Annotated in this window: 25 protein-coding genes; 21 read left to right on the top strand and 4 right to left on the bottom strand. The window is 71.9% G+C overall.

The window, feature by feature from the left end:
• The 3 genes from ACWGKT_RS40415 to ACWGKT_RS40405 all read left to right on the top strand — a co-directional run.
• The coding region (locus tag ACWGKT_RS40415; protein ID WP_453277604.1) for an acyl-CoA carboxylase subunit beta at positions 1-935 on the top strand (935 nt) is incomplete at its 5' end.
• Between the two features lie 11 nt (positions 936-946).
• Positions 947-1,555 carry a ScbR family autoregulator-binding transcription factor gene (locus tag ACWGKT_RS40410; protein WP_453277603.1) on the top strand — a complete coding sequence of 203 codons (609 nt, stop codon included), beginning with the start codon at positions 947-949 and terminating at the stop codon, positions 1,553-1,555.
• 352 nt (positions 1,556-1,907) lie between these two features.
• The gene (locus tag ACWGKT_RS40405) at positions 1,908-2,717 is read left to right on the top strand and encodes an AfsR/SARP family transcriptional regulator (RefSeq protein ID WP_356144413.1); all 810 of its coding nucleotides are present in this window, start codon (positions 1,908-1,910) and stop codon (positions 2,715-2,717) included.
• Between the two features lie 161 nt (positions 2,718-2,878).
• On the opposite strand, the gene ACWGKT_RS40400 is transcribed toward ACWGKT_RS40405, so the two are convergent.
• Both ACWGKT_RS40400 and ACWGKT_RS40395 read right to left on the bottom strand, forming a co-directional pair.
• Positions 2,879-4,003: an AfsR/SARP family transcriptional regulator gene (locus ACWGKT_RS40400; RefSeq protein ID WP_453277602.1), complete on the bottom strand. Its 1,125-nt coding sequence runs from the start codon at positions 4,001-4,003 to the stop codon at positions 2,879-2,881.
• A gap of 202 nt (positions 4,004-4,205) precedes the next feature.
• A complete protein-coding gene (locus tag ACWGKT_RS40395; protein ID WP_453277601.1) occupies positions 4,206-4,451 on the bottom strand; it encodes a hypothetical protein in 246 nt (81 codons plus the stop codon).
• A gap of 281 nt (positions 4,452-4,732) precedes the next feature.
• Here ACWGKT_RS40395 and ACWGKT_RS40390 point away from each other — a divergent pair, with 281 nt between their 5' ends.
• The 4 genes from ACWGKT_RS40390 (at position 4,733) to ACWGKT_RS40375 (ending at position 9,210) form a co-directional block, all read left to right on the top strand.
• A complete protein-coding gene (locus tag ACWGKT_RS40390; RefSeq protein ID WP_356144419.1) occupies positions 4,733-5,554 on the top strand; it encodes an AfsR/SARP family transcriptional regulator in 822 nt (273 codons plus the stop codon).
• A 319-nt stretch (positions 5,555-5,873) separates the two neighbouring features.
• Complete coding sequence (locus ACWGKT_RS40385) at positions 5,874-6,656, top strand: thioesterase II family protein (RefSeq protein ID WP_356144421.1); 783 nt, start codon at positions 5,874-5,876, stop codon at positions 6,654-6,656.
• On the top strand, positions 6,653-7,924 hold the full coding sequence (locus ACWGKT_RS40380) for a beta-ketoacyl-[acyl-carrier-protein] synthase family protein (protein WP_453277600.1): 1,272 nt from the start codon (positions 6,653-6,655) through the stop codon (positions 7,922-7,924). The genes ACWGKT_RS40385 and ACWGKT_RS40380 overlap by 4 nt, the downstream gene beginning before the upstream one ends.
• A complete protein-coding gene (locus ACWGKT_RS40375; RefSeq protein WP_453277599.1) occupies positions 7,921-9,210 on the top strand; it encodes a ketosynthase chain-length factor in 1,290 nt (429 codons plus the stop codon). The genes ACWGKT_RS40380 and ACWGKT_RS40375 overlap by 4 nt, the downstream gene beginning before the upstream one ends.
• Positions 9,211-9,369: 159 nt before the next feature.
• Here ACWGKT_RS40375 and ACWGKT_RS40370 read toward each other — a convergent pair whose 3' ends face one another.
• Positions 9,370-9,624, bottom strand: coding sequence for a DUF6059 family protein (locus ACWGKT_RS40370; RefSeq protein ID WP_356144427.1), 255 nt, complete (start codon positions 9,622-9,624; stop codon positions 9,370-9,372).
• Between the two features lie 409 nt (positions 9,625-10,033).
• Here ACWGKT_RS40370 and ACWGKT_RS40365 point away from each other — a divergent pair, with 409 nt between their 5' ends.
• The 6 genes from ACWGKT_RS40365 to ACWGKT_RS40340 all read left to right on the top strand — a co-directional run bounded on the left by ACWGKT_RS40365 (position 10,034) and on the right by ACWGKT_RS40340 (position 16,281).
• Positions 10,034-10,987 carry an aromatase/cyclase gene (locus ACWGKT_RS40365; RefSeq protein ID WP_356144429.1) on the top strand — a complete coding sequence of 318 codons (954 nt, stop codon included), beginning with the start codon at positions 10,034-10,036 and terminating at the stop codon, positions 10,985-10,987.
• On the top strand, positions 10,984-12,744 hold the full coding sequence (locus tag ACWGKT_RS40360) for an acyl-CoA dehydrogenase (RefSeq protein ID WP_453277598.1): 1,761 nt from the start codon (positions 10,984-10,986) through the stop codon (positions 12,742-12,744). Before ACWGKT_RS40365 ends, ACWGKT_RS40360 begins: the two co-directional genes overlap by 4 nt.
• A gap of 233 nt (positions 12,745-12,977) precedes the next feature.
• Entirely contained in the window at positions 12,978-13,799 is an 822-nt protein-coding gene (locus ACWGKT_RS40355) for a 4'-phosphopantetheinyl transferase family protein (protein WP_453277597.1), read from the top strand.
• Between the two features lie 216 nt (positions 13,800-14,015).
• A complete protein-coding gene (locus tag ACWGKT_RS40350; protein WP_453277596.1) occupies positions 14,016-15,536 on the top strand; it encodes a condensation domain-containing protein in 1,521 nt (506 codons plus the stop codon).
• Positions 15,537-15,571: 35 nt separating this feature from the next.
• Positions 15,572-15,712 (top strand): hypothetical protein, encoded by a 141-nt coding sequence (locus ACWGKT_RS40345; protein ID WP_235454279.1) that lies wholly within the window; start codon positions 15,572-15,574, stop codon positions 15,710-15,712.
• Positions 15,713-15,861: 149 nt separating this feature from the next.
• Complete coding sequence (locus ACWGKT_RS40340) at positions 15,862-16,281, top strand: pyridoxamine 5'-phosphate oxidase family protein (protein WP_453277595.1); 420 nt, start codon at positions 15,862-15,864, stop codon at positions 16,279-16,281.
• Positions 16,282-16,424: 143 nt separating this feature from the next.
• On the opposite strand, the gene ACWGKT_RS40335 is transcribed toward ACWGKT_RS40340, so the two are convergent.
• On the bottom strand, positions 16,425-16,910 hold the full coding sequence (locus tag ACWGKT_RS40335) for a nuclear transport factor 2 family protein (protein ID WP_453277594.1): 486 nt from the start codon (positions 16,908-16,910) through the stop codon (positions 16,425-16,427).
• 166 nt (positions 16,911-17,076) lie between these two features.
• Here ACWGKT_RS40335 and ACWGKT_RS40330 point away from each other — a divergent pair, with 166 nt between their 5' ends.
• The 8 genes from ACWGKT_RS40330 to ACWGKT_RS40295 all read left to right on the top strand — a co-directional run bounded on the left by ACWGKT_RS40330 (position 17,077) and on the right by ACWGKT_RS40295 (position 24,462).
• Positions 17,077-18,546 (top strand): FAD-dependent monooxygenase, encoded by a 1,470-nt coding sequence (locus ACWGKT_RS40330; RefSeq protein WP_453277593.1) that lies wholly within the window; start codon positions 17,077-17,079, stop codon positions 18,544-18,546.
• A 53-nt stretch (positions 18,547-18,599) separates the two neighbouring features.
• A complete protein-coding gene (locus ACWGKT_RS40325; RefSeq protein WP_356144441.1) occupies positions 18,600-19,295 on the top strand; it encodes an antibiotic biosynthesis monooxygenase family protein in 696 nt (231 codons plus the stop codon).
• 259 nt (positions 19,296-19,554) lie between these two features.
• Entirely contained in the window at positions 19,555-19,884 is a 330-nt protein-coding gene (locus ACWGKT_RS40320; protein ID WP_356144443.1) for a TcmI family type II polyketide cyclase, read from the top strand.
• Positions 19,881-21,152 carry a beta-ketoacyl-[acyl-carrier-protein] synthase family protein gene (locus tag ACWGKT_RS40315; RefSeq protein ID WP_235454273.1) on the top strand — a complete coding sequence of 424 codons (1,272 nt, stop codon included), beginning with the start codon at positions 19,881-19,883 and terminating at the stop codon, positions 21,150-21,152. Before ACWGKT_RS40320 ends, ACWGKT_RS40315 begins: the two co-directional genes overlap by 4 nt.
• Positions 21,149-22,363, top strand: coding sequence for a ketosynthase chain-length factor (locus ACWGKT_RS40310; RefSeq protein WP_453277592.1), 1,215 nt, complete (start codon positions 21,149-21,151; stop codon positions 22,361-22,363). The genes ACWGKT_RS40315 and ACWGKT_RS40310 overlap by 4 nt, the downstream gene beginning before the upstream one ends.
• A gap of 42 nt (positions 22,364-22,405) precedes the next feature.
• Complete coding sequence (locus tag ACWGKT_RS40305; protein ID WP_356144449.1) at positions 22,406-22,675, top strand: acyl carrier protein; 270 nt, start codon at positions 22,406-22,408, stop codon at positions 22,673-22,675.
• Positions 22,676-22,689: 14 nt separating this feature from the next.
• Entirely contained in the window at positions 22,690-23,478 is a 789-nt protein-coding gene (gene fabG, locus ACWGKT_RS40300; protein ID WP_453277591.1) for a 3-oxoacyl-ACP reductase FabG, read from the top strand.
• Positions 23,479-23,517: 39 nt separating this feature from the next.
• Positions 23,518-24,462, top strand: coding sequence for an aromatase/cyclase (locus ACWGKT_RS40295; RefSeq protein WP_453277590.1), 945 nt, complete (start codon positions 23,518-23,520; stop codon positions 24,460-24,462).
• Positions 24,463-24,464: the final 2 nt, after the last annotated feature.

The raw sequence follows: 24,464 nt of genomic DNA, 5'->3' as shown, positions 1-24,464 counted from the left end.
AGGAGATCTCGCAGAACGGGCTGGGCGGCGCCGACGTGCACGCCGAGACGAGCGGTGTCTGCCACTTCGCGTACGACGACGAAGAGACCTGCATCCACGAGGTGCGCTACCTGTTGACGATGCTGCCGCAGAACAACCGCGAGTACCCGCCGTGCGTCCCGTGCACCGATCCGCAGACCCGGCGGTCCGAGGAACTGCTGGACCTGGTGCCGGCGGACGGCAACCGGCCGTACGACATGGCCAAGGTGATCGAGCAGATCGTCGACGACGGCGAGTACCTGGAGGTCCACGAGCGCTGGGCGGGCAACATCATCTGCGCCCTAGCCCGGTTGAACGGTCAGGTCGTGGGCATCGTCGCCAACCAGCCCCAGCATCTCGCCGGTGTTCTGGACATCGAAGCCAGCGAGAAGGGCGCGCGTTTCGTGCAGATGTGCGACGCCTTCAACATTCCGATCGTGACCTTGCTGGACGTTCCGGGGTTCTTGCCTGGTGTGGATCAGGAGCACGGCGGGATCATCCGGCACGGCGCGAAGCTGCTGTACGCCTACTGCAACGCGACGGTTCCGAGGATCTCGCTCATCCTGCGCAAGGCGTACGGCGGCGCGTACATCGTGATGGACAGCCAGTCCATCGGCGCCGACCTGACGTATGCCTGGCCGACCAACGAGATCGCCGTGATGGGCGCCGAGGGCGCGGCCAACGTCATCTTCCGCCGCCAGATCGCCGAGGCCGACGATCCCGAGGCCATGCGCGAGCGCATGGTCAAGGAGTACAAGTCCGAGCTCATGCACCCGTACTACGCGGCCGAACGCGGTCTGGTGGACGACGTGATCGACCCGACACAGACGCGTGAGGTGCTCATCGGCGCCCTGACCATGCTGCGCACCAAGCACGCCGACGTGCCGTCGAGGAAGCACGGCAACCCACCTCAGTAACGGAGCACTTGATGGTCAAACAGGAACGCGCGGCGCGGACCCGGGAGAGTCTGATCAGGTCCGCCGCCGAAGTCTTTGACCAGGAGGGGTTCGCCGTAGCGTCGCTCACCGCCATCAGCTCGCATGCCGGAGTGAGCAACGGCGCGCTGCACTTCCACTTCGCCAGCAAGGCGGCGTTGGCCGACGCGGTCGAAGACTCAGCGGTCCTGCGTCTACGGGCCATCATGGAATCGGCTGTGCGGGGGGCCAACCTGCAGCGCCTCGTCGACGCCAGCCACCGGCTGGCCCACGAGCTGCGCAACGACGTGGTGCTGCGGGCCGGGTTCCAGCTCTGCGGCGACCCTGCCCTGGAGCCACGAGCGGACATGCGGGGCCAGTGGCAGACCTGGGTCGAGGAGACGCTCAAGCGCGCGGACCACGAGGGCGAACTGCGTGAGACCGTGTCGGTCCAGGGGGCGGCGACCGCGGTGGTGGCGGCGACCGTGGGGTTCGAGGTGCTCGGCATGCGGGACGGGGAATGGCTGTCCCGGCAGACGATCACGAGGTTCTGGGAGCTGATGCTGCCGCTGCTCGCCTCGGTCGCGATGCTCGGCGAGCTCCAGAGCGAAGGAGTCCTCTGACACTTACAGACCGGCGGGTCTGTTTAGTTGCCGTTTCAATGTCTTCATGGTCGGTTTCGCGGCCATGTTTTCGCTCGCCGACGGGGCGGCGTCCAGCGGCCTGGCTGGACGCCGCCCCCGCTCCGTGGGCTGTTCCAGGTCGCCGCTACCGCCTTACTATCGTTGTCGCGCAAGTACTTTGAGATCTTGCCGCCGTCCACTCGCGGCAGGCTTGAGACCTGCAGGTGTTGGCTCGTTCCTCACTCTTTACAAACAGTACAGCCGGTCTGGTATTGACAAACCGACTCTGCTGTTTTTTTATCGGAGTAGTGGCCGAGTCAACTGGCCTCCATGCCTGACCGAGGGGGAGATCGTGGACATCGAAGTGCTGGGCGCGCTGTCGGTGCGCGAGAACGGGGCGCCGGTCGTGCCGACGGCTCCCAAGCCGCGGCAGGTTCTTGCCCTGCTCGCCCTCAACGCCGACCAGGTGGTTTCCGTGGCCAGGCTGATCGAGGAGCTGTGGGGCGAGAACCCTCCGCGCAGTGCGCGGACCACGCTGCAGACGTACGTGCTGCAGCTGCGGGAGTTGATCGCCGAAGCGCTGGCCCGTGACGAGAACGAGCGGTGCACGGCGAAGGACATCCTCACCACCGTCCCCGGCGGCTACCGCCTGGAGACGCGCGGAGGCACCGCCGACTTCCGGGAGTTCGAGCGCCGCGCCGGCACGGGCTACCGGGCCATGGACGCCGAGGACTACACCGGCGCGGCACGCCGTCTGGCGGACGCGCTGTCGCTGTGGACCGGGCCCGCCCTGACCGACGTGCAGGCCGGCGGCCAGATCGACATGGAGGTCAGGCGCCTGGAAGAGGCCCGGCTGTGCGCGCTCGACCAGCGCATCGAGGCCGACCTGCGCCTGGGACGCCACCGCGAGCTGCTGGCCGAGCTGACGGTTCTGGTCAACCGGTACCGGATGCACGAGAGCCTGCACGGGCAGTTCATGCTCGCACTGCACCGCTCCGGGCGGCGCGGCGAGGCACTGAGCGTCTATCAGCGGCTGCGTGCCACGCTCGTCTCCGAGCTGGGTCTGGAGCCCTCGGCGGCGCTCAGCCGGTTACAGCGCTCGATCCTCATGGCCCGTCCCGAGCCGGCCGCCGCGAGCGGTGGGCGCCTGGTCGCCCAGTGAGGTGACACCTCGGCTCCACGCGCGTCCGCCCGGAAACCCGACAACCCACCATCCTCGACGGAACGGCGCCTACGCCGCCACCGGCCGCGTCGGCCGTACCGGCGAACCGCTGCCTCCCCGCATCCGCTCGCCGCGGCCGCGCACCACCGCCCCGCGCACCGTCACTCGCCGGCCGCGCGGGGCATCAGCAGGTCCAGCCGGCTGACCAGGTCCCGCTGCTCGCGGGCGAGTTGCTCGACGTGCCGGTACAGCAGGGCCATCTCCTCGCGCAGCGCGCGCACGTGCGCGGTGTCCTCCGGGACCGTGTCCGGCTCCTCGGCCGTGCGGTCGGCCCGGACTGCCTGATCCGCCTGACGGGCCTGATCTCCCTGATGGGCCTGATCGGTCAGGAGGGGCTCGGAGGAGGGCGTCCCGTCGAGCGGGAGCACGTGCGACCTTCCCGCCTGCGGGCGGTCCCCGGCCCACACGTGCTCGTGTCCCGCCGCGCGGTCGGCCCGCACCGGCTCGGTGGGGGCGGGGCCGGGATCCTGGTGGCGCAGGATGACCTCCATGCATTCGCGCAGCACCGGGCCCGGTTCGATGCCCAGGTCGTGCACCAGCCGGCGGCGGGCCCGGTCGTAGGTGCCCAGCGCCTCCGCCTGGCGGCCGCAGCGGTACAGCGCGGTCATCAGCAGCTCGTAGAAACGCTCCCGCAGCGGGTGAGCGGCCGTCAGCTCCTCCAGCTCGCCGGTGATCTCGCCGCTGCGGCCCGCTCGCAACGAGGCCTCGTACAGCGTCTCCAGGGAGGCGAGCCTGGTCTCCTCCAGCAGGGCGGCCTCGGCCGAGCAGATCGGCCCCCGGCCGCTGCCCTGCAAGGCCGCGCCCCGCCACAGCGCCAGCCCCCGGCGCAGGAGGTCGATGGCCCGGCCGGGGTCCTCGGCGGCCAACGCCCGCCCCTGTTCGGCCAGTTCACGAAAGCGCCGGGCGTCGGTCTCGGCGCCGTCCAGACGCAGGACGTAGCCCAGGGGGCGGGTCACCACCCACTCGTGGTACGGCTCGCCCGAACCGGGCGCCGGAACCGGCAGCAGTCGCCGCAGCCGGGTCATGTGGGCCTGGAGGGCGTTGGCGGCGTTGCCCGGCGGATACTCGCCCCACAGCTCGTCGACGAGCTGCTCCGCGGCGACGACCCGGTCCGCCTTCACGACGAGGGCGCCGAGCAGCGCACGCTGCTTGGCGCCCGCAGGCACGATGGGCAGCCTGCCGCGCTCGTCGTAGACCTGGACCGGACCAAGAATCCGAAATTCCATTTCGCCCCTGCCTCGGAAAATCGGCGATTGCACGGTCGAAGATCCCGGCCCGGTGCGATCTCCCGTGATCCCTCATGATCTCCCGTGATTACCCACTGAAATCCGGACCGTTCATCCGAGGCCGACAATAGTTGCCGTGCGGTCCTGGCGCGGGATTCACCAGCGGTTTGCAGGGGGGCGTAGAACCTGCTTCGAGGGTGCGTCAAGCCGGGGTGGTCATCAGTTCCGGGAATCCGACCTGTACGCCGCGCCGGTGATAGGCGCTCAGTAGGGCGAGCAGCCTGCTGTCGGGCAGGTCTGGCAAGAAGCCGTGCCCGCAGCGCGCACTCTCCAGAACGAGGTTGCCCACCCCGTCCTGCCGCGCTGGCGTCGCCAGACGGCTCAGCAACTCCCGGACGAGCGGGTCGGTGCCGCGGTCCGGGGGCGCGCTGTGCGATTCCGTCCCCATGGCTGGAAAGCTAACAGCATCCATGCGCCCCGGGACAGGGGTTTCGGACCCGCGCCGCAAGCTCGCGAACCCTTTTTCAGTGATATGTCAGCGCTGTATCAGGGCCCTGCACGTAAGGTCACTCAAGAAATGCTCAAGCAACTCTTGCGTTCGAGTCGCGAGAAGATCAAGTTCCCCTCTTTGGCGCCCTGCGGCAATGACAAAGAATGTCGTGAGGCGACAGTATCTAATGGCTCGATTACCCGACTCGGAACCGACGGCCTACACGGCTCGGAGGAATCATGGAGATAAAAGTCCTGGGTGCACTCAATGCCGAAGTCAATGGAATGTCGATCGTCCCGACCGCCGGCAAGCCACGCCAGATCCTGGCGCTGCTGGCGCTGTACCCGGGACGAGTCGTTCCCGTGCCCACCCTGATGGAGGAGATCTGGGGCACCGACCTGCCGCAAAGCGCCCTGACCACGCTCCAGACGTACATCCTTCAGCTGCGCCGCATGCTGGGCACCGCCATGGGGCCCGATGCCCCGGGCTCCGCCAAGGACGTGCTGGCCACGCGGTACGGCGGCTACACGCTGCAGGTGCCCGCCGAGGCCGTCGACGTCTACCAGTACGAGCGGCTGGTGGCCGAGGGGCGGCAGGCGTTCGAGGACGGGGAGGACGAGCTTTCGGCCTCCAGCCTGCACGAGGCGCTGAAGCTGTGGGACGGGCCCGCGCTGGTCGACGTCCGGGTCGGGCCGATCCTGGAGATCGAGGTCATCCGCCTGGAGCAGAGCCGCCTGGTCGCCCGCGAGCGCCGCATCGACGCCGACCTGCGTCTTGGCCGGCACGTCGAACTGATCGCCGAGCTCACCGACCTGATCGCCCGTCACCCCCAGCACGAGGGGCTGCACTCCCAGGCGATGGTGGCGCTGTATCGTTCCGGCCGGCAGGCGGGGGCGCTGGACGTGTATCGCAGGCTCCGCCACCGGCTGATCGACGAACTCGGCGTGGAGCCCTCGCCCCAGCTCCAGCGGCTGCACCAGGCGATGCTCGCCGTCGACCCGCGTCTGGACGTCGCCGCGGGACCGCGGCGGACCTCGACCTTCGACCTGTACGCGGCCTGAGGGACGCGGACGGACCGAAGGGGCGCACCCGGCCCGAGGACCGTAGGCCGGCCGAGCACCGTACGCCGCCGAAGACGCTGAAGATTCGGCACCCGCACGGGACCCGTCCGCGCACCACGGAACCACACCGGGTCCCGGACGCACGACGTGACAGACACCGCACAACCGAGGGCGCGGGGGATCCTCCGGCTTTGGTGTCGAATCGAGCGCGGCCCAAGTCGTACCGGCCAAGCTCTGGAGGCGGACGTCCGCGCCGCCCGCCCCCGGGCCGGTGCCGCACGCGCCGCGACGCACACATCTTCCAGGAGGAGGGCGACGGATGGGTTCCCGAATGGAGGAGGGCGGGGCGCACAAGAGCCGCGTGAGGCTGCACTGCCTCGGCCACGCGGGCGCGGGGGTGGGCAGTTACCGCCACTGGGCCGCCTCGGTCGGACCCGACGTCGACGTGGTCACCCTTCCCCTGCCCGGCCGTGACAGCCGCCGGCGCGAGCAGCGCGTGACCGATCGCGCCGGGCTGCTGGCCGACCTGCTGCCCAACCTGCTGAAGGCGGCGCACGAAGGGCCGTACGCGCTGTACGGCCACAGCCTGGGCGCCCTCGTCGCCTACACGCTCACCCGGGCGCTGGCCGACGCCGGCGCACCCCCGCCGCTGCTCCTCGCGGTGGGCGCCTGCCCGCCGCCGCACGCCTCGACCGCCCTGATGAGCGCGGCCGACCTGCCCGACGACCAACTGCTGCCCCTGCTGGACCATCTGGGGTCACTGCCGCGCGGGACGTCCGCGTCCCCCGGCGGGCTGTGGCGGCGCAGCGTCCTGCCCGTGCTCCGCGACGACCTGCGGCTGGCCAGGTCCCTGCGGACGGCGGCGCTGGACCCGGTCACCGGCGGGAACGTCAGCTGCCCCCTGGTCGTCTTCGCCGGCAGCGACGACCCGCTCGCCGCGCCCGCCGCGCTGGAACACTGGCAGCGCTGGACCCCCGGGCCGATCGATCTGCACACCGTGGCCGGGGACCACTTCTTCGCCGACTCCCCGGACCTGCCCGGTCTCGTCGGGCAGGCCTGCCGCGACCGCGCCGCCGCGCTGCCGTCGGGAGGCCACCGATGAAACGCGTCGTGATCACGGGCATCGGGGTGGTCGCCCCCGGCGCGGTCGGCACCAAGAACTACTGGTCGCTGCTGACCCTCGGCCGCACCGCGACCCGCGGCATCACTCTCTTCGACGCCGGCGCCTTCCGCTCCCGGGTCGCCGCCGAGGTCGACTTCGACCCCGCCGCCCACGGCTTCACCCTCGCCGACACCGAACGCCTCGACCGGACCGCCCAGTTCGCCCTCGTCAGCGCGCGGGAGGCGATCGCCGACAGCGGGATCGGCGGCGACGAGCGGATCGATCCGCTGCGCACCGGGGTGAGCCTGGGCAGCGCCATCGGCTGCACCACGGGCCTCGCCACCCAGTACGCCATCCTCAGCGACTGCGGCAGCACCTGGACCGTCGACCACACCAAGGCCGGCGAGTACCTCTACGACTACTTCGTGCCCAGCTCGCTGGCGGCGGTCGTGGCCCGCGACTGCGGCGCCCAGGGGCCGGTCGGTCTCGTCTCCAGCGGCTGCACCTCGGGCCTGGACGCGATCGGGAACGGCGCCGAGCTGATCCGCGAGGGCAGCGCCGACGTGGTCGTCGCGGGCGGGGCCGAGGCGCCCATCTCCCCGATCTCCATGGCCTGCTTCGACCGCATCCGGCTCACCAGCCCGCGCAACGACGAGCCCGCGACGGCCAGCAGGCCCTTCGACCGCACCCGCGACGGCTTCGTGCTCGGCGAGGGCGCGGCTGTCGTGATCCTGGAGGAGCTGGAACACGCCCGCCGGCGCGGCGCCCGCGCCTACGCCGAGCTCTCCGGCTTCGCCGCCTACAGCAGCGCCCACCACATGACGGGACTGCGGCCGGGCGGGCAGGAGATGGCCGACACCATCCGGGCCGCGCTCGACAAGGCACGGATGAACCCGGTCGACGTCGACTACATCAACGCGCACGGCGCCGGCACCCGGCACAACGACCGGCACGAGACGCACGCCTTCAAGGCCGGGCTGGGCGACCACGCCCGCCGCATCCCGGTCAGCTCCATCAAGTCGATGATCGGCCACGCCCTCGGCGCGGCCGGTGCCCTCGACATGGTCGCCAGCGCGCTGGCCATCCAGCACGACACCGTCCCGCCGACGGCCAACCTGCACGAACCCGACCCGACCTGCGACCTCGACTACACCCCGCTGTTCGCCCGGGAGCAGCGCACCAGCACGGTGCTCAGCGTCGCCAGCGGCTTCGGCGGGCTCCACAGCGCCACGGTGCTCACCCGGCCGCGGCTGAGGGAGGCGGCATGACGACCACGGCCGGACCGGGACCGCGGGGCGGCACGCGGACGCAACCCGCGCGAACCCGGGAGGGGACGGGCGGCCGCGCACGGGCGCTGGTCACCGGCATCGGCGTCGCCGCGCCCAACGGGCTCGGCACGCGCGCCTGGTGGCAGGCGCTGCTGCGCGGCCGCAGCGGCATCGGGCCCATCACCCGCTTCGACGCCTCCGGATACCCGGTGCGCATCGCGGGCGAGATCCCCGGCTTCGTCGACGAGGACCACATCCCCAGCCGGCTGCTGCCGGAGACCGACCGGGTCACCCGGATCGCCCTGACCGCCGCCGAGGAGGCGTTCGCGGACTCGGGCGTGGATCCGCGGGAACTGCCCGAGTACGCGGCCGGAGTGATCACCGCCAGTTCCGCGGGCGGTGTCGAGTTCGGGCAGCGGGGGCTGGCGGCCCTGTGGGCCAAGGGCGCGCGGTATGTGAGCGTGTACCAGTCCTCCGCCTGGTTCCATGCGGCGAACCCGGCGCAGATCGCCATCCGGCACCAGCTGCGCGGGCCGGGATCCACCATCATCAGCGAACAGGCCGGCGGCATCGACGCGCTCGCGCGCTCCCGGCGGCGCATCCGCGACGGCGTGCGCCTCATGGTCACCGGCGGGGTCGACTCCACGCTGTGCCCGTGGGGCTGGGCCGCCCATCTGGCCGACGGGCGGCTGAGCACGTGCGCCGATCCGGCGCGGGCCTACCTGCCGTTCGACGCGGACGCCGGCGGCCATGTCGTGGGCGAGGGCGGCGCGCTGTTCGTCGTCGAGGACGCGGACGCGGCGGCCCGGCGCGGGGCGGTCGGCTACGGGATCGTGGCGGGCTGCGCGGCGACGTTCGACGGGGCCGACCGGCCGCGGCTGCGGGAAGCGGCCGAACTCGCCCTGGCCGACGCCGGGATCCGTCCCGAGGAGGTCGACGTGGTCTTCGCGGACGGGGCGGGGGAGCGGGCGGCGGACCGGGTCGAGAGCGAGGCCCTGTGCGCGCTGTTCGGACCGTACGGGGTGCCGGTGACGGTGCCCAAGACGATGACCGGACGCCTGGGGGCGGGCGGTTCGTCGCTGGACCTGGCGGCGGCCCTGTTCGCGCTGCGGGAGCGGGTGGTGCCGCCGACCACCGGGACCCGGAAGGCCGCCGAGGACTGCGCCCTGGACCTGGTCACGGGCAGCGCCCGCGAACTGCCCGGCCTGCGCACCGCCCTGGTGCTGGCGCGCGGCCGCGGCGGCTTCAACTCGGCGGCGGTGGTGTGCGCGCCGGCGGCCGGGTGACTGTCCGCCGCGGGCGTGGGGGTCGTACGACGTAGGGTCCGCGCCGGCCGCGCAGGTGCGCGCGGGCCGAGCGGGGGAGTGGGTACGGCGAGGCGCCGGGTGAGGACGGCGAGGTGCCGTGCCTCGCCCGTGCTGTGTCGCCTGTTCTGGCTGTTCCCGTCACGCCGCTTTTTCCGGCCGTTCGGGGTTGCTCTGTGTGCGGATCAGTTCGCGTTCCAGCCGGCGCTCGAATTCGGACAGCGGCACATCGGCCCGCAGTCGTTCCGGGTGTCCGGGCGGCGGCTGTTGCCAGGGTGCGCGGCGGCCCGCGTACTCGTACGGGCTCGTCTCGCCGCAGACGATCAGCAGTCCGTAGACGACCAGACCGTCCCACAGGCTGCGCACGAACCGCAGGACCGGGCGGAAGAGACCCATCGCTGCCCCTCTCGTGGCTGGTTCCTGTCCTGTGGAGTGCGTCGCCGGACCGTTGGGCGACGCCCGAGACCGCCACCGTCGGTCGTAACGCTTGAGAACGCGCCCAGTTTCGGTGGAGCGGCGAGGGAGCCGCAGCGGCGTCTGCGGCATGTGCCTCAGGCCGTGACCCTCGCGACCTGCGTCGCCTCGGGCCGGTTCGAGACAGATCCGAGTGGCGCCCGAGCGGCGCGCGGGTGGATCGCGAGCGGTTCCGGACAGGGTCGAAGGCAGGGCCGCCGAAACTCCGGAACGCAAAAACGATTAATCACCCGTCCGGATACCGCCCGTGCGGCGTGGGACCGCCACACGTGCGAGACCGACGGGTGACACCGGTACGGCGGCAAACCTCGGACGACGAAGGGTGTGGACGATGCCGGATGCAGGAGTGCACCGCGCGGTCAGTGAAGTCATCGCATCGGCCCCGGCCGGCGTTCTCTACGGCCTGATCGCCGACGCCACCCAGTGGCCGCTGTTCTTCCCGCCCTGCGTCCACGTGGAGCAGCTGGAGTTCGACGGGACCAGGGAGCGCCTGCGGATGTGGGCCATGACGGGCGACAAGGTCGCCTCCTGGGTCTCCAGCCGGCGCCTGGACGTAGGACGACGCCGGGTGGAGTTCACCAAGGACCTGCCCGATGCGCCGGTCGAGTCGATGAGCGGCGTGTGGACGGTGGTGCCGCTCGGCGACAACCGCTCCCGGGTCACCCTGGAGCACACGTTCACCGTCGTCGGGGACGACCCCGGCGACGCGGCCTGGGTGGAGCGCGTCACGGTGGTCAACAGCCGGGCCCAGCTCGACCGGCTGGCCTGGATGGCCGAGCGCTGGACGCGCCTGGACGACCTCGCCCTGTCCTTCGAGGACAGCGTGCACGTCAAGGCGCCCGCGGAGCTGATCTTCGACTTCCTCTACCGGGCCGAGGACTGGCCGGTCCAACTGCCGCACGTGCACAGCCTCGACGTGATCGAGCAGGCGGCGGGCGTGCAGACGATGCGCATGGGCAGCGGCATGGACGGCGCCGCGCACACCACCGAGTCGGTGCGCATCTGCTTCCCGAGCGCCGGCCGGATCGTCTACAAGCAGACGCGGACCGCCCCGCTGCTCACCGCGCACACCGGCGAATGGTCCCTCGAACCGGACGAGTCGGGCGTGAACCTCGTCGCCCGCCACAACGTGGTGCTGGCCGAGGAGGCCATCGAAGCGGTCCTCGGCGAGGGCACCACCGTGGCCGAGGCCGCCCAGCACGTACGCGACCGGATCGGCCGGGCCGGACTCCTCGTACTGCAGCACGCCACGCGGCACGCCGCAGGTGCGGTGCGTGTCCTGTGACCGCTGTCGTACCCGCCGCCCATCGCGCGGCGCAGGAGCGCCCCCGGGTCCTGGACGCCGGTGAACCCGAGCGTGCGGCCCGGCTGGAGGAAGTGCTCGGCGACCCCTTCGATCCCGCCAACCCGCACGGCCACCAGGCGCTGCTGCGGGCGGACGACGCCCGCGAGGTGCCCGAGGCCACCGAGGCACTGCTCGCCCGCGCGGGCCTGGCCGCCGAGTTCGTCCCGCACGACCTGGACGGCAGGCTGACCGACCTGGAGCAACTCGCCCGCGTCCTGCGGCCGTTGTTCCGCCGCGACCTGGCGCTCGGCTACGGGTTCGGCATCACCTCGCTGTTCGCCGCCTCCGCCGTGTGGACCGCGGGGGACCCGCGCCAGCAGCGGACGCTCGCCGACGTACTGCTCGGCGGCGGACGGGTGTCGATCGTGCACCGCGAGGTGGCGCACGCCAACGCCATCCTGCGCAACGAGCTCACCGCGGTGCGCACCCCGGACGGCGGCTTCCTGCTCAACGGCCGTAAGGACGCCGTGATCAACGCCGCCCGCACGGACACGTTCGTCGCGTACGCGCGCACCTCGCCCGAGGACGGTCCCGGCAGCCACTCGGTGCTGCTGCTGGGGCCCGAGCCGCCACGCTCCGGCGAGGTGCGCAGGCTCGCCCGGGCGGAGACGCCCGGGATGCGCGGCGCCCACTTCAGCGGACTGGAGCTCGCCGACGTGCCGGTGCCGGACTCCGCCCTCGTCGGCGAGGTCGGTGACGGCGTGTCACTCGCCCTGCGCAGCTTCCAGATCAGCCACTGCCTCATCCCGGGCACCGTCCTCGCGGGCGTGGACAGCGTGCTGCGGCAGGCCGTGCGCGCGGCCACCGAGAACCGCCCCGACGGCCGGCCCGCCCGCCGCGGGCAGCGGGCCCTGGCGGGAGTCTTCGCCGACCTGCTGGCCTGTGACGCCATGGCCGTCACCGGGCTGCGCGCCCTCAGCCTCGTACCGCAGGACGCCTACCTGCTGGCGGCGGCCGTCAAGTACACGATGCCGGACCTGCTGCGGGAGGACCTGGAGGAACTGGCCACCGTGCTCGGTGCCCGCGGCTACGACCGCGGGCCGCTCTACGGCGGCTTCCAGAAGCTCGGCCGGGACCTGCCGGTGGCCGGGCTCGGGCACTCCGGGACCGCCGTGTGCCAGGCGGTCCTGGTGCCGCAGCTGTCGACGTTGGCGCGCACGACGTGGTTCCGCAGCGACGAGCCGCCCGCCGACCTGTTCCGGCCCGGCGCGCCGCTGCCCGCCTTCGACCACCGCAGGCTCGCCCACTTCGGCACGGAAGACCTGCTCACCGCGACGCTGATCGCCGCGGCCGACCGGCTCGACGCACAGCGCTCCCACGGGCCGCTGCACGACACGCTCGCCTCGATCGCCCGCATGTTCGTCGACGAGCTGCGGATCCTGCGCGCCCGGTGCGTGGCCCTGTCGGCCTCGGGCAGCACGGCGTTCGACCCGCAGGCCTGCGCGCTGGCCGACCGCTACGCCCTCGTCCTGGCCGCCGCGGCCTGCCTCGGCGTCTGGGAGGGGCAGGCCGGCGGCGACTCCTTCCTGGCCCGCCCGGCCTGGGCGGTCCTGGCCCTTGGCCGCATCGGCCGCAGACTCGGCGCCCCGGTGCCCGAGACACCCCCGGAGGTGGACCAGGAGGTCCTGGCGGAGGTGCTCCAGCGCTGCCGCGAGGGACGCAGCCTGGACCTGTACGCGACGCAACTGGCCGGCTGAGCCGGTCACCGGCGGCCCGGTCGCGGCACGCGCACCGCGCGCCGTACGCACCCCGAGCCGGGACGACGGCGGCGCGGTGCGGGGCCGCCCGGAAGAGCCGCACCGGCCGGGGCACCGGGCCGCCGCGGGAACGACGGCACAGGGCGCCGTGCGGGGGACCGCGCGGCGCCCCCGTCCGGTCGCGTCCCGGGCCCGGGGCCGTGCCGGCCGGACCTACACGCAGGGAGACAACGATGGACCGGGTGAGATGCGCCGCGCCCCTTCACGTGCCGCGGCCGGCAGGCCCCTGGCACGGTGTACGGGACAACCTGGCCGTGCTCGGCAACGCGCTCGTCTACACGACCTGGAGCGAGTGGCTGCCCAGCGTGCTCACCACACCGAGGCTGAGAGAACTGCTCGGCCCCGACTGGGACCGCTACCGGCGCACCCGGGACGCCGTCGTGCGTTACCGGTTCGCCGCCTCACGGCTGCTGATCAAGTACACCGCCGCGGCGGCCCTGGCCACCCCGCCGGAGTACCTCGACCTGGCCTACCGGCTGGGCGGGCGGCCGTACCTGCGCGGCTTCGACCAGATCGAGCTGAGCCTCAGTCACACCGGTGACGTGATGGCGGTCGGGCTCAGCCGCACCGGCCGCATCGGGGTCGACGTGGAACCCGCCGACCGGTTCGTGCGCCTGGACCTGCTGGAGACGCAGATGCTCACCCCGGCCGAGACGCGTGAGCTCGCCGGTCTGCCCGAGAAGGAGCGGGCCGTGCGCACCCTGCGGCTGTGGACCCTCAAGGAGGCCTACAGCAAGGCGCTCGGCCAGGGACTGCGCCTGGGATTCAAGGAGTTCGGCTTCAGCCCGAGCGGCCGGCTGCGCGCGCCCGACGGGCGCTCCGCCACCCGCGGCGAGTGGGGGTTCGCCACCCATCCCGTCATGGACCGCTTCCTGCTGAGCGTGGCCTGCCACGACACGGGGCTGAACACCGCGGGCGACACCTCGGTGGAGACCATGCTCGACCGGGGCTTTTTGTCCGCGATGACCCGCCCGCCGGACCCGGACCCGAAGTAGCCCCCCTTCTCCGGTCGTTCGCGAGGCGTTCTGCGGCGGATCCCCGGCCGTGTCAGCCCGGTGTCAGCCTTCTGGCAGCCCGCTGCTGCACGATGCTTCCTGGAGTGCCACGCCCGGGCCTGCCAGGCTTCCCGGGGACCTCCGTGACCGACGGGGCCCGCACGGGAGGACAGCGCCCGTGCGTGGGGAGGCCACGACCTGAGGGGAGGGCGGTCCATGGGGAGGCGGAACCGCTCTCGTACCGCGCGCGACCGGGCCGCAGCCTCCCCCGACCGCCCGGCGCGCATCTATGTGCCGGTGACCTGGCAGCAGTACGACCTGCTGGTCGACTCCTTCGCGCACCGCGGCACCGGGCGGCACGTCGAGCAGCTGACGTGGTGCTGGCACGGCCCGCTGGACACCGAACGCTTCACCGCGGCCTGGCAGTCGGTCGTCGACCGCGAGACCGTGCTGCGCTCCGGCTTCCTCTGGGGAACCAGGCCGCGCGTGGTGTTCCACGAACGCGCCCACCCGGAGGTCGTACGGCATCCCGCGGCCGGCGTCGACTGGCGCGAACTGGTGGAGCGGGACCGGCTGCGCGGCTTCGACCTGCGCCGGCCCTGTCCGCTGCGGATCACCCTGGTCGGACCCACCAGCCAGGCCCCCGCCCACTCCCGCCCCGGCGGCGCCGTGCCCGTCACCCGGGTGCTGGTCACCTTCCACCAGGCGCTGCTGGACACCTGGAGCGTGTTCATCCTCCTGGAGGAGTTCTGCCGCGCCTACCTCGCCGGCGGTGTGCTGCCCGGCGGCGAGCGCCGGCCCGACCTGCGGGACTGGGCACGCTGGCTGGAGCGCCAGGACTCGGCACCGGCACGGGACTTCTGGAGCCGGGCCGTGCCCGGGGACGCCCCGGTGGTGCTGCCGCTGCTGCCCGGGCCCGCCACCGCGCAGAGCGGATGCGGGCGCGCCCAGGCCCGGTTGAGCGCCGCCGAGGCCGAGCGGCTGCACCACTGGGCCGCCGCCCGGGCCGTGCCCGACTCCGGTGTGCTGCAGGCCGTCTGGGCGCTGCTGCTGTACCGCGCGGCGCGCACGGAGGGGACGGCGCTGGTGGGCTTCGGGGTCGCCGTCTCGGGACGCGGCGTCGCCATGGACTCCGTCGAGCGGCTGCTGGGTCCGATGCGCACTTGCCTGCCCATGGTGGTGCGGATCGATCCCGACCACCGGATGGGCCGCCTGCTGGCGACGCTGCGCGACGGGTCACTGGACATGGCGGCCTACGAATGGGTCTCCGCCGGGCAGATCCACGAGTGGACCGGGCGCACCGCACGCGGCGACCGGCTGCTGGACACCCTGGTCGCCCTGGAGAGCACCCCGCGCCCGCTCGGCGACCTGCACGCCGAACTCGCCGACGCCGGCATCCGACTGGAACTGCAGGACACGCGGGACGCGCACCCCGCCTTTCCCGTCGCCCTGGTCGCCCACCGCGGCGGCGACGGCTCGCTGAACCTCGCCCTCGCCCACGACCGGGCCCGGGTCTCCGACGCCGACGCGGAACTGCTGGTCGGCCACTGCGCCCGGCTGCTGCGCCGGCTGCCCGCCACCACCTCGACCACGACCGTCTCCGACGTGCTGTCCGCGCTCGACGGCGACGAACCGCCCCGGGGCGCACCGCCGCGGCGCAAGGGGAACGCCGTACGGCTGCGGCTGCGCTCGACGGGCGGCCGAGGCGCCGTCGAGCGAGCCGCTAGCGAGTCTTGACACCGTGGGGCGATCCACCAACGGAGGAGGTGCTCATGCGCGACGGCACGGAGGAGTTGCGGGAGATCGAGATGGCCCTGTTCGGCATGGTGCCGGTGGGGCTCGTGCCGACGCTCCGGCTGGCCGGGGCGGATGACGACGAGGACGAGGACACGATCGTCCGCAGCATCGACTAGCCCCTGTCCAGGGCCTGTGCGGCGGAGCAGGTCGCAGACGTCCGCGCCCGCGACCTGCTCCGCCGCACAGGCCTTGCGGCCCGGACGGCTGTGTCCGCCGTCGTTTTCCCGCACCGGATGACCCCACCCGAAGTGAGGACTCACCCACGATGTCGCTGTCTCAGCAGCCCCCGGCCGCCCTGGCGGTGCCCGACTCCGTCGAGGCCTTCCTGCACGACCCCAAGCACGTGGCCGCGTTCACCACGCTCCGGCCCGACGGAACCCTCCATGTGGCTCCCGTACGGTTCACCTGGCACGCGGCCGACGGGCTGGCCCGGGTGATGACGGTCGATTCCTCGCGCAAGGCCAGGAACCTGCTGGCCGCGCCGGGCAGTCGCGTGGCGCTGTGCCAGGTGGACGGCTTCACCTGGGTGACGCTGGAGGGCTTCGGCACCGTGGTCCGCGATCCCGCGCGGGTCGCCCGGGGCGCCAAGCTCTACGCCAAGCGGTACTGGTCCGCCCCGCCCAGCCCGCCCGGCCGGGTGGTCATCGAGATCGCGGTGGACCGCGTGATCCACCTCAACACCTGAGCCATTACGGCGTAATAGCCCCGGCACGACGACGACGCCCGGGGCTATTACGCCGTAATAGCCCCGGGCGGTGCGGTCGTTCGGCGCGGTGGGTCGGTGCGGTCGGTCGGTGCGGTCGGCACTCGCCGGTGCCGGTGTGCGGCTCAGACCGCCGGCGGCGGCGGGGTGCCGTCGGCCCACAGCAGGCGGAAGGACAGCAGGGTCAGCCTCCAGCCCCGCGGGGTGCGGCGCGCCTCGCCGTCGACGAACGTGCCCGTCGCGAACAGCGGGTCGAGCTGTCCCTCGGGGCGCGCGTGGTGCGCGTGATGCACATGCGTGGACAGCAGGTTGGCGCGCAGCGTCGCCCGGTCGCCGTCCAGCACGACCAGGGCCGGGGAGCCGAGGTGCTGGGTGGCGGCGAACGCCGCGAGCGCCGACCGGTGGTACTCGGCCATGCCCTCGACGCCCGCGTGCCGGCTGATCGGGAACGCCACGACGGCGTCCTCGGTGAACAGCGCGGACGCCCAGGCGTCGTCGAGCTCCTCGTCGTCGAGCGAGACGAGGTACCGCGAGAGCAGGTCCGCGACCTCGGCGCGGGACTCCGCGTCGGACTGTGTGGTGGCTGCTTCGGTCATCGGGGTGGAGGTCATGTCTGAGAATGCCGCCGGAAGTACCCCTCCCGGCAAGTCGGCTTGTCAAAGTTCTGACGTTCCCGACGTTTCTCTGGCATTCGTTGTCGAAAACCTGTATCGGAGGCTATTTACGGCCTCGGAAATACCTCGCAATACTGGCCGGACACCAGTGAGAAGAGGGCAAATGAAATTCTTCGATGCGGATGTCATTGTCGTGGGTGCAGGGCCCACCGGACTCATGCTCGCGGGTGAACTGAGGCTCAATGGAGTCTCGGTCGTCGTTCTCGACAAACTTTCCGAACCCATTCGCGAGTCGCGCGCGCTCGGATTCTCGGCCCGGACCATCGAGGAGTTCGCACAGCGCGGCCTCATTGCCCGCTTCGGCGAGGTGGGAACCATTCCCGTCGGCCACTTCGGCGGTGTTCCGCTCGACTACCAGGTGCTCGAAGGCGGCTCGTACGGAGCCCGGGGCATTCCGCAGGCCCGCACCGAGGGTGTCCTCGGCGGCTGGGCGAAGGAGCTGGGCGCCGACGTGCGCCGCGGGGTCGAGGTCACCGGCCTGGACGCCGACGACGAGGGGGTGACGGTCGAGGCCCAGGGGCCCGACGGCCCGCTGCGGCTGCGCGCCCACTACGTGGTGGGCTGCGACGGCTCCCGCAGCGTCGTGCGCACGCTCACCGGCATCGACTACCCGGGCAGCGCCGCGACGGTCGAACTGCGCTTCGCCGACATCACCGGTGTGCAACTGCGGCCCCGCTTCAGTGGTGAGGCCGTCCCCGGCGGCATGATCATGGTGATGCCGCTCGGGCCGGACCGCTGCCGCATCATCTACTTCGACCGGAACGAGCCGCTGCGCACCAGCTCCGGGCCGATCACCTTCGAGGAGGTCGCCGAGGGGTTCCAGCGGCTGTCGGGCGAGGACATCAGCGGTGCCACCCCGCTGTGGGTCAGCACCAGCACCGACGTCAGCCGGCAGGCCGCCGAGTACCGGCGCGGCCGGATCTTCCTGGCCGGCGACGCCGCCCACATCCACCTGCCGATCGGCGCGCAGGGCATGAGCGCGGGCGTCCAGGACGCCGTCAACCTCGGCTGGAAGCTGGCGCTGGCCCTCAAGGGCCAGGCTCCCGAGAACCTGCTCGACACCTACCACAGCGAGCGGCACCCCGTCGGTGCCCGCATCCTGATCAACACCCTTGCCCAGCGCACCCTCTACCTCGGCGGCGACGACATGGCCCCGATGCGCGAGGTCGTCGCCGAACTGGTCGAGGGCCACGAGTCCGTCCGGCGTCATCTGGTCGGCATGGTCACCGGCCTGGACATCCGCCACGACGTCGGCGGCGACGACCACCCCCTGCTCGGCCGGCGTCTGCCGGAGCGGGAGCTGGTCGTCGGCGGTGAGAAGACCTCCAGCGTCTCCCTGCTGCACGCCGGCCGTGCCGTCCTGCTGGAACTGGGCGGGGACCACGGCCTGCGCGAGGCGGCGGCCGGCTGGACCGACCGTGTCGACGTGGTCGCCGCCGAGTTCGACTGCGACGTTCCCGTGGACGGGATCCTCGTGCGCCCCGACGGCTACGTCGCCTGGGTCGGTGCCGTCGGCACCGGTGCCGACGGTCTCGTACCCGCCCTCACCCGCTGGTTCGGCTCCGCCGCCTGAAGCGCGCCCGCGTTTCGGCTCACGTCCGCACCCTCAAAGGAAGCGAAGGATCCATGCCCACCATTTCCCCCGAGGACAAGAACCTCATCGTTCTCAACCTCTTCACCACCGACGCTCCCGAGAAGCAGGACCAGCTGATCGAGGAGATGACGAAGATCGTCAACGCGGCGACCTACGAGGGCTGGAAGTCCTCCACCGTGCACTCCGGCATCCTGAGCCACGGCACCGCCAACTTCATCCAGTGGCGCAGCGGCGAGGACCTGGAGAAGCGCTACGAGGGCGAGGAGTTCAAGCACCGCACGCTGCCGGTCTTCGGCGAGATCACCACCTCGATCCGCCTGCTGCAGAACGACGTCGCCTACACGCTGACCCGTGACGGCGGCAAGGGCGGCGCCGTCGAGATCGGCCCGCACCGTGGCGTCTTCACCGTCATCACCATCTTCGGTGTCGCGCCGGAGAACCAGGACGAGCTGGTCGACGCCCTCGGCGAGGGCCAGAACTGGCTCGTGGACGTCCCCGGGTTCCAGTCCCACATCGTCCTCAAGGGCCTGCGCGCCCGCGGCCTGGACGGCCTGTGGGTCGCCTCCTACTCCCAGTGGGACAGCCAGGAGGCGTTCGACACCTACCGCGACATCCCGGCCGACAAGCAGTCCGAGGGCCGTATCAAGGCCCAGGACCGGACCCGCGCCGTCGCCACCTACGCCGACCTCAACACCTACAACGTCGTGCACACGCGTTCCGCCGAGTAACGCGCCACAGGCGACGCGACACCCCCCGCACGCCTCCGGACGCCCGTTGCTCCCGAGCTGGGACCGGGCGGCCGGAGGCGTGCGCGTATGCACCGGTTCGCCGCTGCACGCCGGTGGCTCCGGCCGGACTCAGGCATTCCCCGTGCCGGGCGCTATCGCCGGGCCGCACCGTCGAGGTCGATGGAGGTGCCCCGGGCCCACCGTGCCGCCCCGTCTGCTTCGCGAACCCTCCCACGCAACCGCCGAGGAGCTGAACCCTATGCACAGCACGCTGATTGTCGCCCGGATGGCGGCCGTCTCCAGCAACGACGTGGCGCGGCTGTTCGCCGACTTCGACGCGACGGACATGCCTCACCGCATGGGCACGCGGCGCCGCCAGCTGTTCTCCTACCGGGGCCTGTACTTCCACCTCCAGGACTTCGACGAGGACAACGGCGGTCAGCTGATCGAGGCCGCCAAGAGCGACCCGCGCTTCGTCGGCATCAGTGACGACCTGAAGCCGTTCATCGAGGCCTACGACCCGGCGACCTGGCGTTCCCCGGCCGATGCCATGGCCACCCGCTTCTACCACTGGGAGGCGTCGGCGTGAACCGGCGACGTGTTGTCATCACCGGAATCGAGGTGATCGCCCCCGGCGGTGTCGGCCGGCACAACTTCTGGGACCTGCTGAGCGAGGGCCGCACGGCCACGCGCGGCATCACCTTCTTCGATCCCAGTCCGTTCCGCTCCCGGGTGGCCGCCGAGGCCGACTTCGACCCCTACGCGCACGGCCTGAGCCCCCAGGAGGTCCGCCGTCTGGACCGGGCCGCCCAGTTCGCCGTCGTCGCCTCCCGCGGCGCGGTCGCCGACAGCGGCATCGACCTGGGCGCCGTCGACCCCTACCGGGTCGGCGTCACCGTCGGCAGCGCGGTCGGCGCCACGATGGGCCTGGACCAGGAGTACCGGGTGGTCAGCGACGGCGGCCGGCTGGAGGCCGTGGACCACACCTACGCGGTTCCGCACCTGTACGACTTCATGGTGCCGAGCTCGTTCGCCTCCGAGGTCGCCTGGGCCGTCGGCGCCGAGGGACCGAGCACCGTCGTCTCCACCGGCTGCACCTCCGGCATCGACTCCGTCGGCTACGCCGTCGAACTCGTCCGCGAGGGCTCGGCGGACGTGGTGATCGCCGGTTCCTCCGACGCCCCGATCTCGCCGATCACCATGGCCTGCTTCGACGCGATCAAGGCGACCACGCCGCGCCACGACGACCCGGAGTGCGCCTCGCGTCCCTTCGACGCGACCCGCAACGGGTTCGTGCTCGGTGAGGGTGCCGCCTTCTTCGTCCTGGAGGAGCTGGAGAGCGCCCAGAAGCGCGGCGCGCACATCTACGCCGAGATCGCCGGGTACGCCACCCGCTCCAACGCCTACCACATGACGGGCCTGCGCCCCGACGGCGTGGAGATGGCCGAGGCCATCAACCTGGCCCTCGCCGAGGCCCGGCTGAACCCCGAGGCGATCGACTACATCAACGCCCACGGCTCGGGCACCAAGCAGAACGACCGCCACGAGACCGCCGCGTTCAAGCGCAGCCTGGGCGATCACGCCTACCAGACCCCGGTCAGCTCCATCAAGTCGATGGTCGGGCACTCCCTCGGCGCGATCGGCTCCATCGAGATCGCCGCGTCCGCGCTGGCCATGGAGTACGACGTCGTACCGCCGACCGCCAACCTGCAGACCCCGGACCCGGAGTGCGACCTCGACTACGTCCCGGTCGTCGCCCGCGATCAGCTGATCGACGCGGTCCTGACGGTCGGCAGCGGATTCGGCGGATTCCAGAGCGCCATGGTGCTGGCCAGCCCCGAGAGGAGCCTCGTATGACCACCTCGGTCGTGGTGACCGGCCTGGGCGTCGCGGCGCCCAACGGCCTCGGCACCCAGGACTACTGGTCGGCGACGCTGGGCGGCAAGCACGGCATCGGCCGCGTCACCCGGTTCGACCCGACCGACTACCCCGCCCGTCTGGCGGGCGAGGTCCCCGGGTTCGTGCCCGAGGAGCACCTGCCCAGCCGGCTGCTGCCGCAGACCGACCGGGTCACCCGGCTCGCGCTGGTCGCGACCGACTGGGCCCTGAAGGACGCCGGCGCCGACCCCAAGGACCTGCCCGAGTTCGACATGGGCGTCATCACGGCGTCCGCCGCGGGCGGCTTCGAGTTCGGCCAGGGCGAGCTGCAGAACCTGTGGAGCCGGGGCAGCCAGTACGTCTCCGCCTACCAGTCGTTCGCCTGGTTCTACGCCGTCAACAGCGGCCAGATCTCCATCCGCAACGGCATGAAGGGTCCCTCCGGGGTCGTCGTCAGCGAGGGCGCCGGTGGTCTGGACGCCGTCGCGCAGGCCCGCCGGCAGATCCGCAAGGGCACCTCGCTCATCGTCACCGGAGCCGTCGACGCCTCGATCTGCCCCTGGGGCTGGGTCGCCCAGCTGGCCACCGGCAAGCTGTCCACCCGGGACGAGCCGACCCGCGCCTATCTGCCCTTCGACCGTGAGGCGCACGGCTACGTGCCCGGCGAGGGCGGCGCCATCCTCATCACCGAGGACGCCGAGGCGGCCCGCGCCCGCGGCGCCCGCGTCTACGGCGAGATCGCCGGGTACGGCGCGACGATCGACCCGCGCCCCGGCAGCGACCGCGAACCCGGCCTGCGCAGGGCCATCCAGGTCGCCCTCGCCGACGCCGGAGTGGACACCGTCGACGTCGACGTGGTCTTCGCCGACGGCGCCGGCGACCCGGCCGGCGACCGCGTCGAGGCCGAGGCCATCAGCGACGTCTTCGGTGACCGCGGCGTCCCGGTGACCGTGCCCAAGACGATGACCGGACGGCTGTACTCCGGCGGTGCGCCGCTGGACCTCGCGGCCGCCTTCCTGTCGATGCGGGACGGCGTCATCCCGCCCACGGTGCACATCGAGCCGTGCGCGGACTACCCGCTCGACCTGGTCCTCGCCGAACCCCGCCAGGCCGAGGTGCGCACCGCCCTGGTCCTGGCCCGCGGCAGCGGCGGATTCAACTCCGCCATGGTCGTGCGCACCACCGCCTAGCGCCCTCACCAGCACAGACCACCACCGATGAAAGGAACCACCATGGCCACCAAGGCGTTCACCCTCGATGACCTCAAGCGCACCCTGCGGGATGCCGCGGGCGTGGCCGAGGGCGTCGACCTGGACGGCGACATCCTCGACACCGAGTTCGAGGTGATCGGCTACGAGTCGCTCGCGCTGCTGGAGGCCGGCAGCCTCATCGAGCGCGAGTACGGCATCTCCCTCGACGAGGAGGCCGTCGGCGAGGCCAACACGCCGCGCGCCTTCATCGACGTCGTCAACGCGCAGCTCGCGCCGGCCCAGGCAGCCTGAGGGGAGAGACGGACATGACGCAGAGCGCCACGCCCAGGGTCGCCGTCATCACCGGTGGCACCAGCGGCATCGGCCTGGCCACGGCCCGCCTGCTGGCCTCCACCGGCCACCAGGTCTTCATCGGTGCCCGCAACGCCGAGAACATCGCCTCGACCGTCAAGGATCTGCAGGCCGAGATCCTCAGCGTGGACGGAGGTGTGGTCGACGTCCGCGACACCGCCTCCGTCGACGCGTTCGTCCAGGCCGCCGTCGACCGCTTCGGCACCATCGACGTCCTGGTCAACAACGCGGGCCGGTCCGGCGGCGGTGTGACCGCCGACCTCACCGACGAGCTGTGGGAGGACGTCGTCGAGACGAACCTGCACAGCGTCTTCCGGATGACCCGCGCGGTCCTCAACACCGGCGGCATGCGCAACAAGAACCGCGGCCGGATCATCAACATCGCGTCCACGGCCGGCAAGCAGGGCGTCGTCCTGGGCGCCCCCTACTCGGCCTCCAAGCACGGCGTCGTCGGCTTCACCAAGGCCCTCGGCAACGAGCTCGCGCCGACCGGCATCACCGTCAACGCGGTCTGCCCCGGCTACGTCGAGACCCCGATGGCCCAGCGCGTGCGCCAGGGCTACGCGGACGCCTACGACACCACCGAGGACGCCATCCTCCAGAAGTTCCAGTCGAAGATCCCGCTCGGCCGCTACTCCACGCCGGAGGAGGTCGCCGGCCTCGTCGGCTACCTGGCCTCCGACACGGCCGCCTCCATCACCTCGCAGGCCCTCAACGTCTGCGGTGGTCTGGGCAACTTCTGACATCCGCCACCACCCGACACCACCGAGGAGAAAGCCGCCATGACGACGCGTGAGGTCGAGCACGACATCACCATCGGCGCACCGGCCGCCGCGGTCTACCAGCTGCTGGCGGACGTGACGAACTGGCCCCGGATCTTCCCGCCCACCATCCACGTGGACCGGATCGAGGCGCAGGGCAACGAGGAGCGGATCCGCATCTGGGCCACCGCGAACGGCCAGCCGAAGGACTGGACCTCGCGCCGCACCCTGGACCCGGAGTCCCTCACCATCACCTTCCGCCAGGAGATCCCGGCACCGCCCGTCAAGCACATGGGCGGCACCTGGATCATCGAGCCGCAGGGCGAGCAGGAGTCCCGGGTCCGGCTGCTGCACGACTACAGCGCCATCGACGACGAGCCGCACGACCTGCTGTGGATCGAGCGGGCCGTGGACAAGAACAGCACCGCGGAACTCGCCGCGCTCAAGGTCAACGTCGAGCGCGCGCACGCCGCCGAGACCGAGGAGCTCACCTTCTCGTTCACGGACACCGTGCAGATCGCCGGCAACGCCAAGGACGCCTTCGACTTCATCAACGAGGCGCAGCTGTGGGCCGAGCGGCTCCCGCACGTGGCGATCGTCCGCCTCACCGAGGAGACCCCGGGCCTGCAGGAACTGGAGATGGACACCCGGGCCAAGGACGGCTCGACGCACACCACCAAGTCCTACCGGGTCGTCTTCCCGCACCACCGGATCGCCTACAAGCAGGTCACCCTGCCGGCGCTGATGACCCTGCACACCGGTGAGTGGACCTTCGTCGAGAACGAGGAGGGCACCGCCGCCTCCTCCCAGCACACCGTGACCATCAACACGGAGAACATCGCGCGCACCCTCGGCCCCGACGCCACCGTGGCCGACGCCCGCGAGTACGTGCACACGGCGCTGTCCACCAACAGCTGCGCCACGCTGTCCCACGCCAAGGCCTACGCCGAGCAGAAGAAGGCCTGACC

The organism is Streptomyces sp. NPDC054794, from assembly GCF_053611585.1.
This window is presented reverse-complemented; position numbering and strand designations above follow the sequence as displayed.

Bases quoted from the DNA above. Each gene is read 5' to 3' on its own strand.
- ACWGKT_RS40320 (WP_356144443.1), top strand. From the start codon at position 19,555: ATGCACAGCACGCTGATTGTCGCCCGGATGGCGGCCGTCTCCAGCAAC.
- ACWGKT_RS40295 (WP_453277590.1), top strand. From the start codon at position 23,518: ATGACGACGCGTGAGGTCGAGCACGACATCACCATCGGCGCACCGGCC.
- ACWGKT_RS40340 (WP_453277595.1), top strand. From the start codon at position 15,862: ATGTCGCTGTCTCAGCAGCCCCCGGCCGCCCTGGCGGTGCCCGACTCC.
- ACWGKT_RS40380 (WP_453277600.1), top strand. From the start codon at position 6,653: ATGAAACGCGTCGTGATCACGGGCATCGGGGTGGTCGCCCCCGGCGCG.
- ACWGKT_RS40325 (WP_356144441.1), top strand. From the start codon at position 18,600: ATGCCCACCATTTCCCCCGAGGACAAGAACCTCATCGTTCTCAACCTC.
- ACWGKT_RS40395 (WP_453277601.1), bottom strand. From the start codon at position 4,451: ATGGGGACGGAATCGCACAGCGCGCCCCCGGACCGCGGCACCGACCCG.
- ACWGKT_RS40350 (WP_453277596.1), top strand. From the start codon at position 14,016: ATGGGGAGGCGGAACCGCTCTCGTACCGCGCGCGACCGGGCCGCAGCC.
- ACWGKT_RS40355 (WP_453277597.1), top strand. From the start codon at position 12,978: ATGGACCGGGTGAGATGCGCCGCGCCCCTTCACGTGCCGCGGCCGGCA.
- ACWGKT_RS40330 (WP_453277593.1), top strand. From the start codon at position 17,077: ATGAAATTCTTCGATGCGGATGTCATTGTCGTGGGTGCAGGGCCCACC.
- ACWGKT_RS40375 (WP_453277599.1), top strand. From the start codon at position 7,921: ATGACGACCACGGCCGGACCGGGACCGCGGGGCGGCACGCGGACGCAA.
- ACWGKT_RS40365 (WP_356144429.1), top strand. From the start codon at position 10,034: ATGCCGGATGCAGGAGTGCACCGCGCGGTCAGTGAAGTCATCGCATCG.
- ACWGKT_RS40400 (WP_453277602.1), bottom strand. From the start codon at position 4,003: ATGGAATTTCGGATTCTTGGTCCGGTCCAGGTCTACGACGAGCGCGGC.
- fabG (WP_453277591.1), top strand. From the start codon at position 22,690: ATGACGCAGAGCGCCACGCCCAGGGTCGCCGTCATCACCGGTGGCACC.
- ACWGKT_RS40370 (WP_356144427.1), bottom strand. From the start codon at position 9,624: ATGGGTCTCTTCCGCCCGGTCCTGCGGTTCGTGCGCAGCCTGTGGGAC.
- ACWGKT_RS40335 (WP_453277594.1), bottom strand. From the start codon at position 16,910: ATGACCTCCACCCCGATGACCGAAGCAGCCACCACACAGTCCGACGCG.
- ACWGKT_RS40390 (WP_356144419.1), top strand. From the start codon at position 4,733: ATGGAGATAAAAGTCCTGGGTGCACTCAATGCCGAAGTCAATGGAATG.
- ACWGKT_RS40305 (WP_356144449.1), top strand. From the start codon at position 22,406: ATGGCCACCAAGGCGTTCACCCTCGATGACCTCAAGCGCACCCTGCGG.
- ACWGKT_RS40310 (WP_453277592.1), top strand. From the start codon at position 21,149: ATGACCACCTCGGTCGTGGTGACCGGCCTGGGCGTCGCGGCGCCCAAC.
- ACWGKT_RS40345 (WP_235454279.1), top strand. From the start codon at position 15,572: ATGCGCGACGGCACGGAGGAGTTGCGGGAGATCGAGATGGCCCTGTTC.
- ACWGKT_RS40410 (WP_453277603.1), top strand. From the start codon at position 947: ATGGTCAAACAGGAACGCGCGGCGCGGACCCGGGAGAGTCTGATCAGG.
- ACWGKT_RS40385 (WP_356144421.1), top strand. From the start codon at position 5,874: ATGGGTTCCCGAATGGAGGAGGGCGGGGCGCACAAGAGCCGCGTGAGG.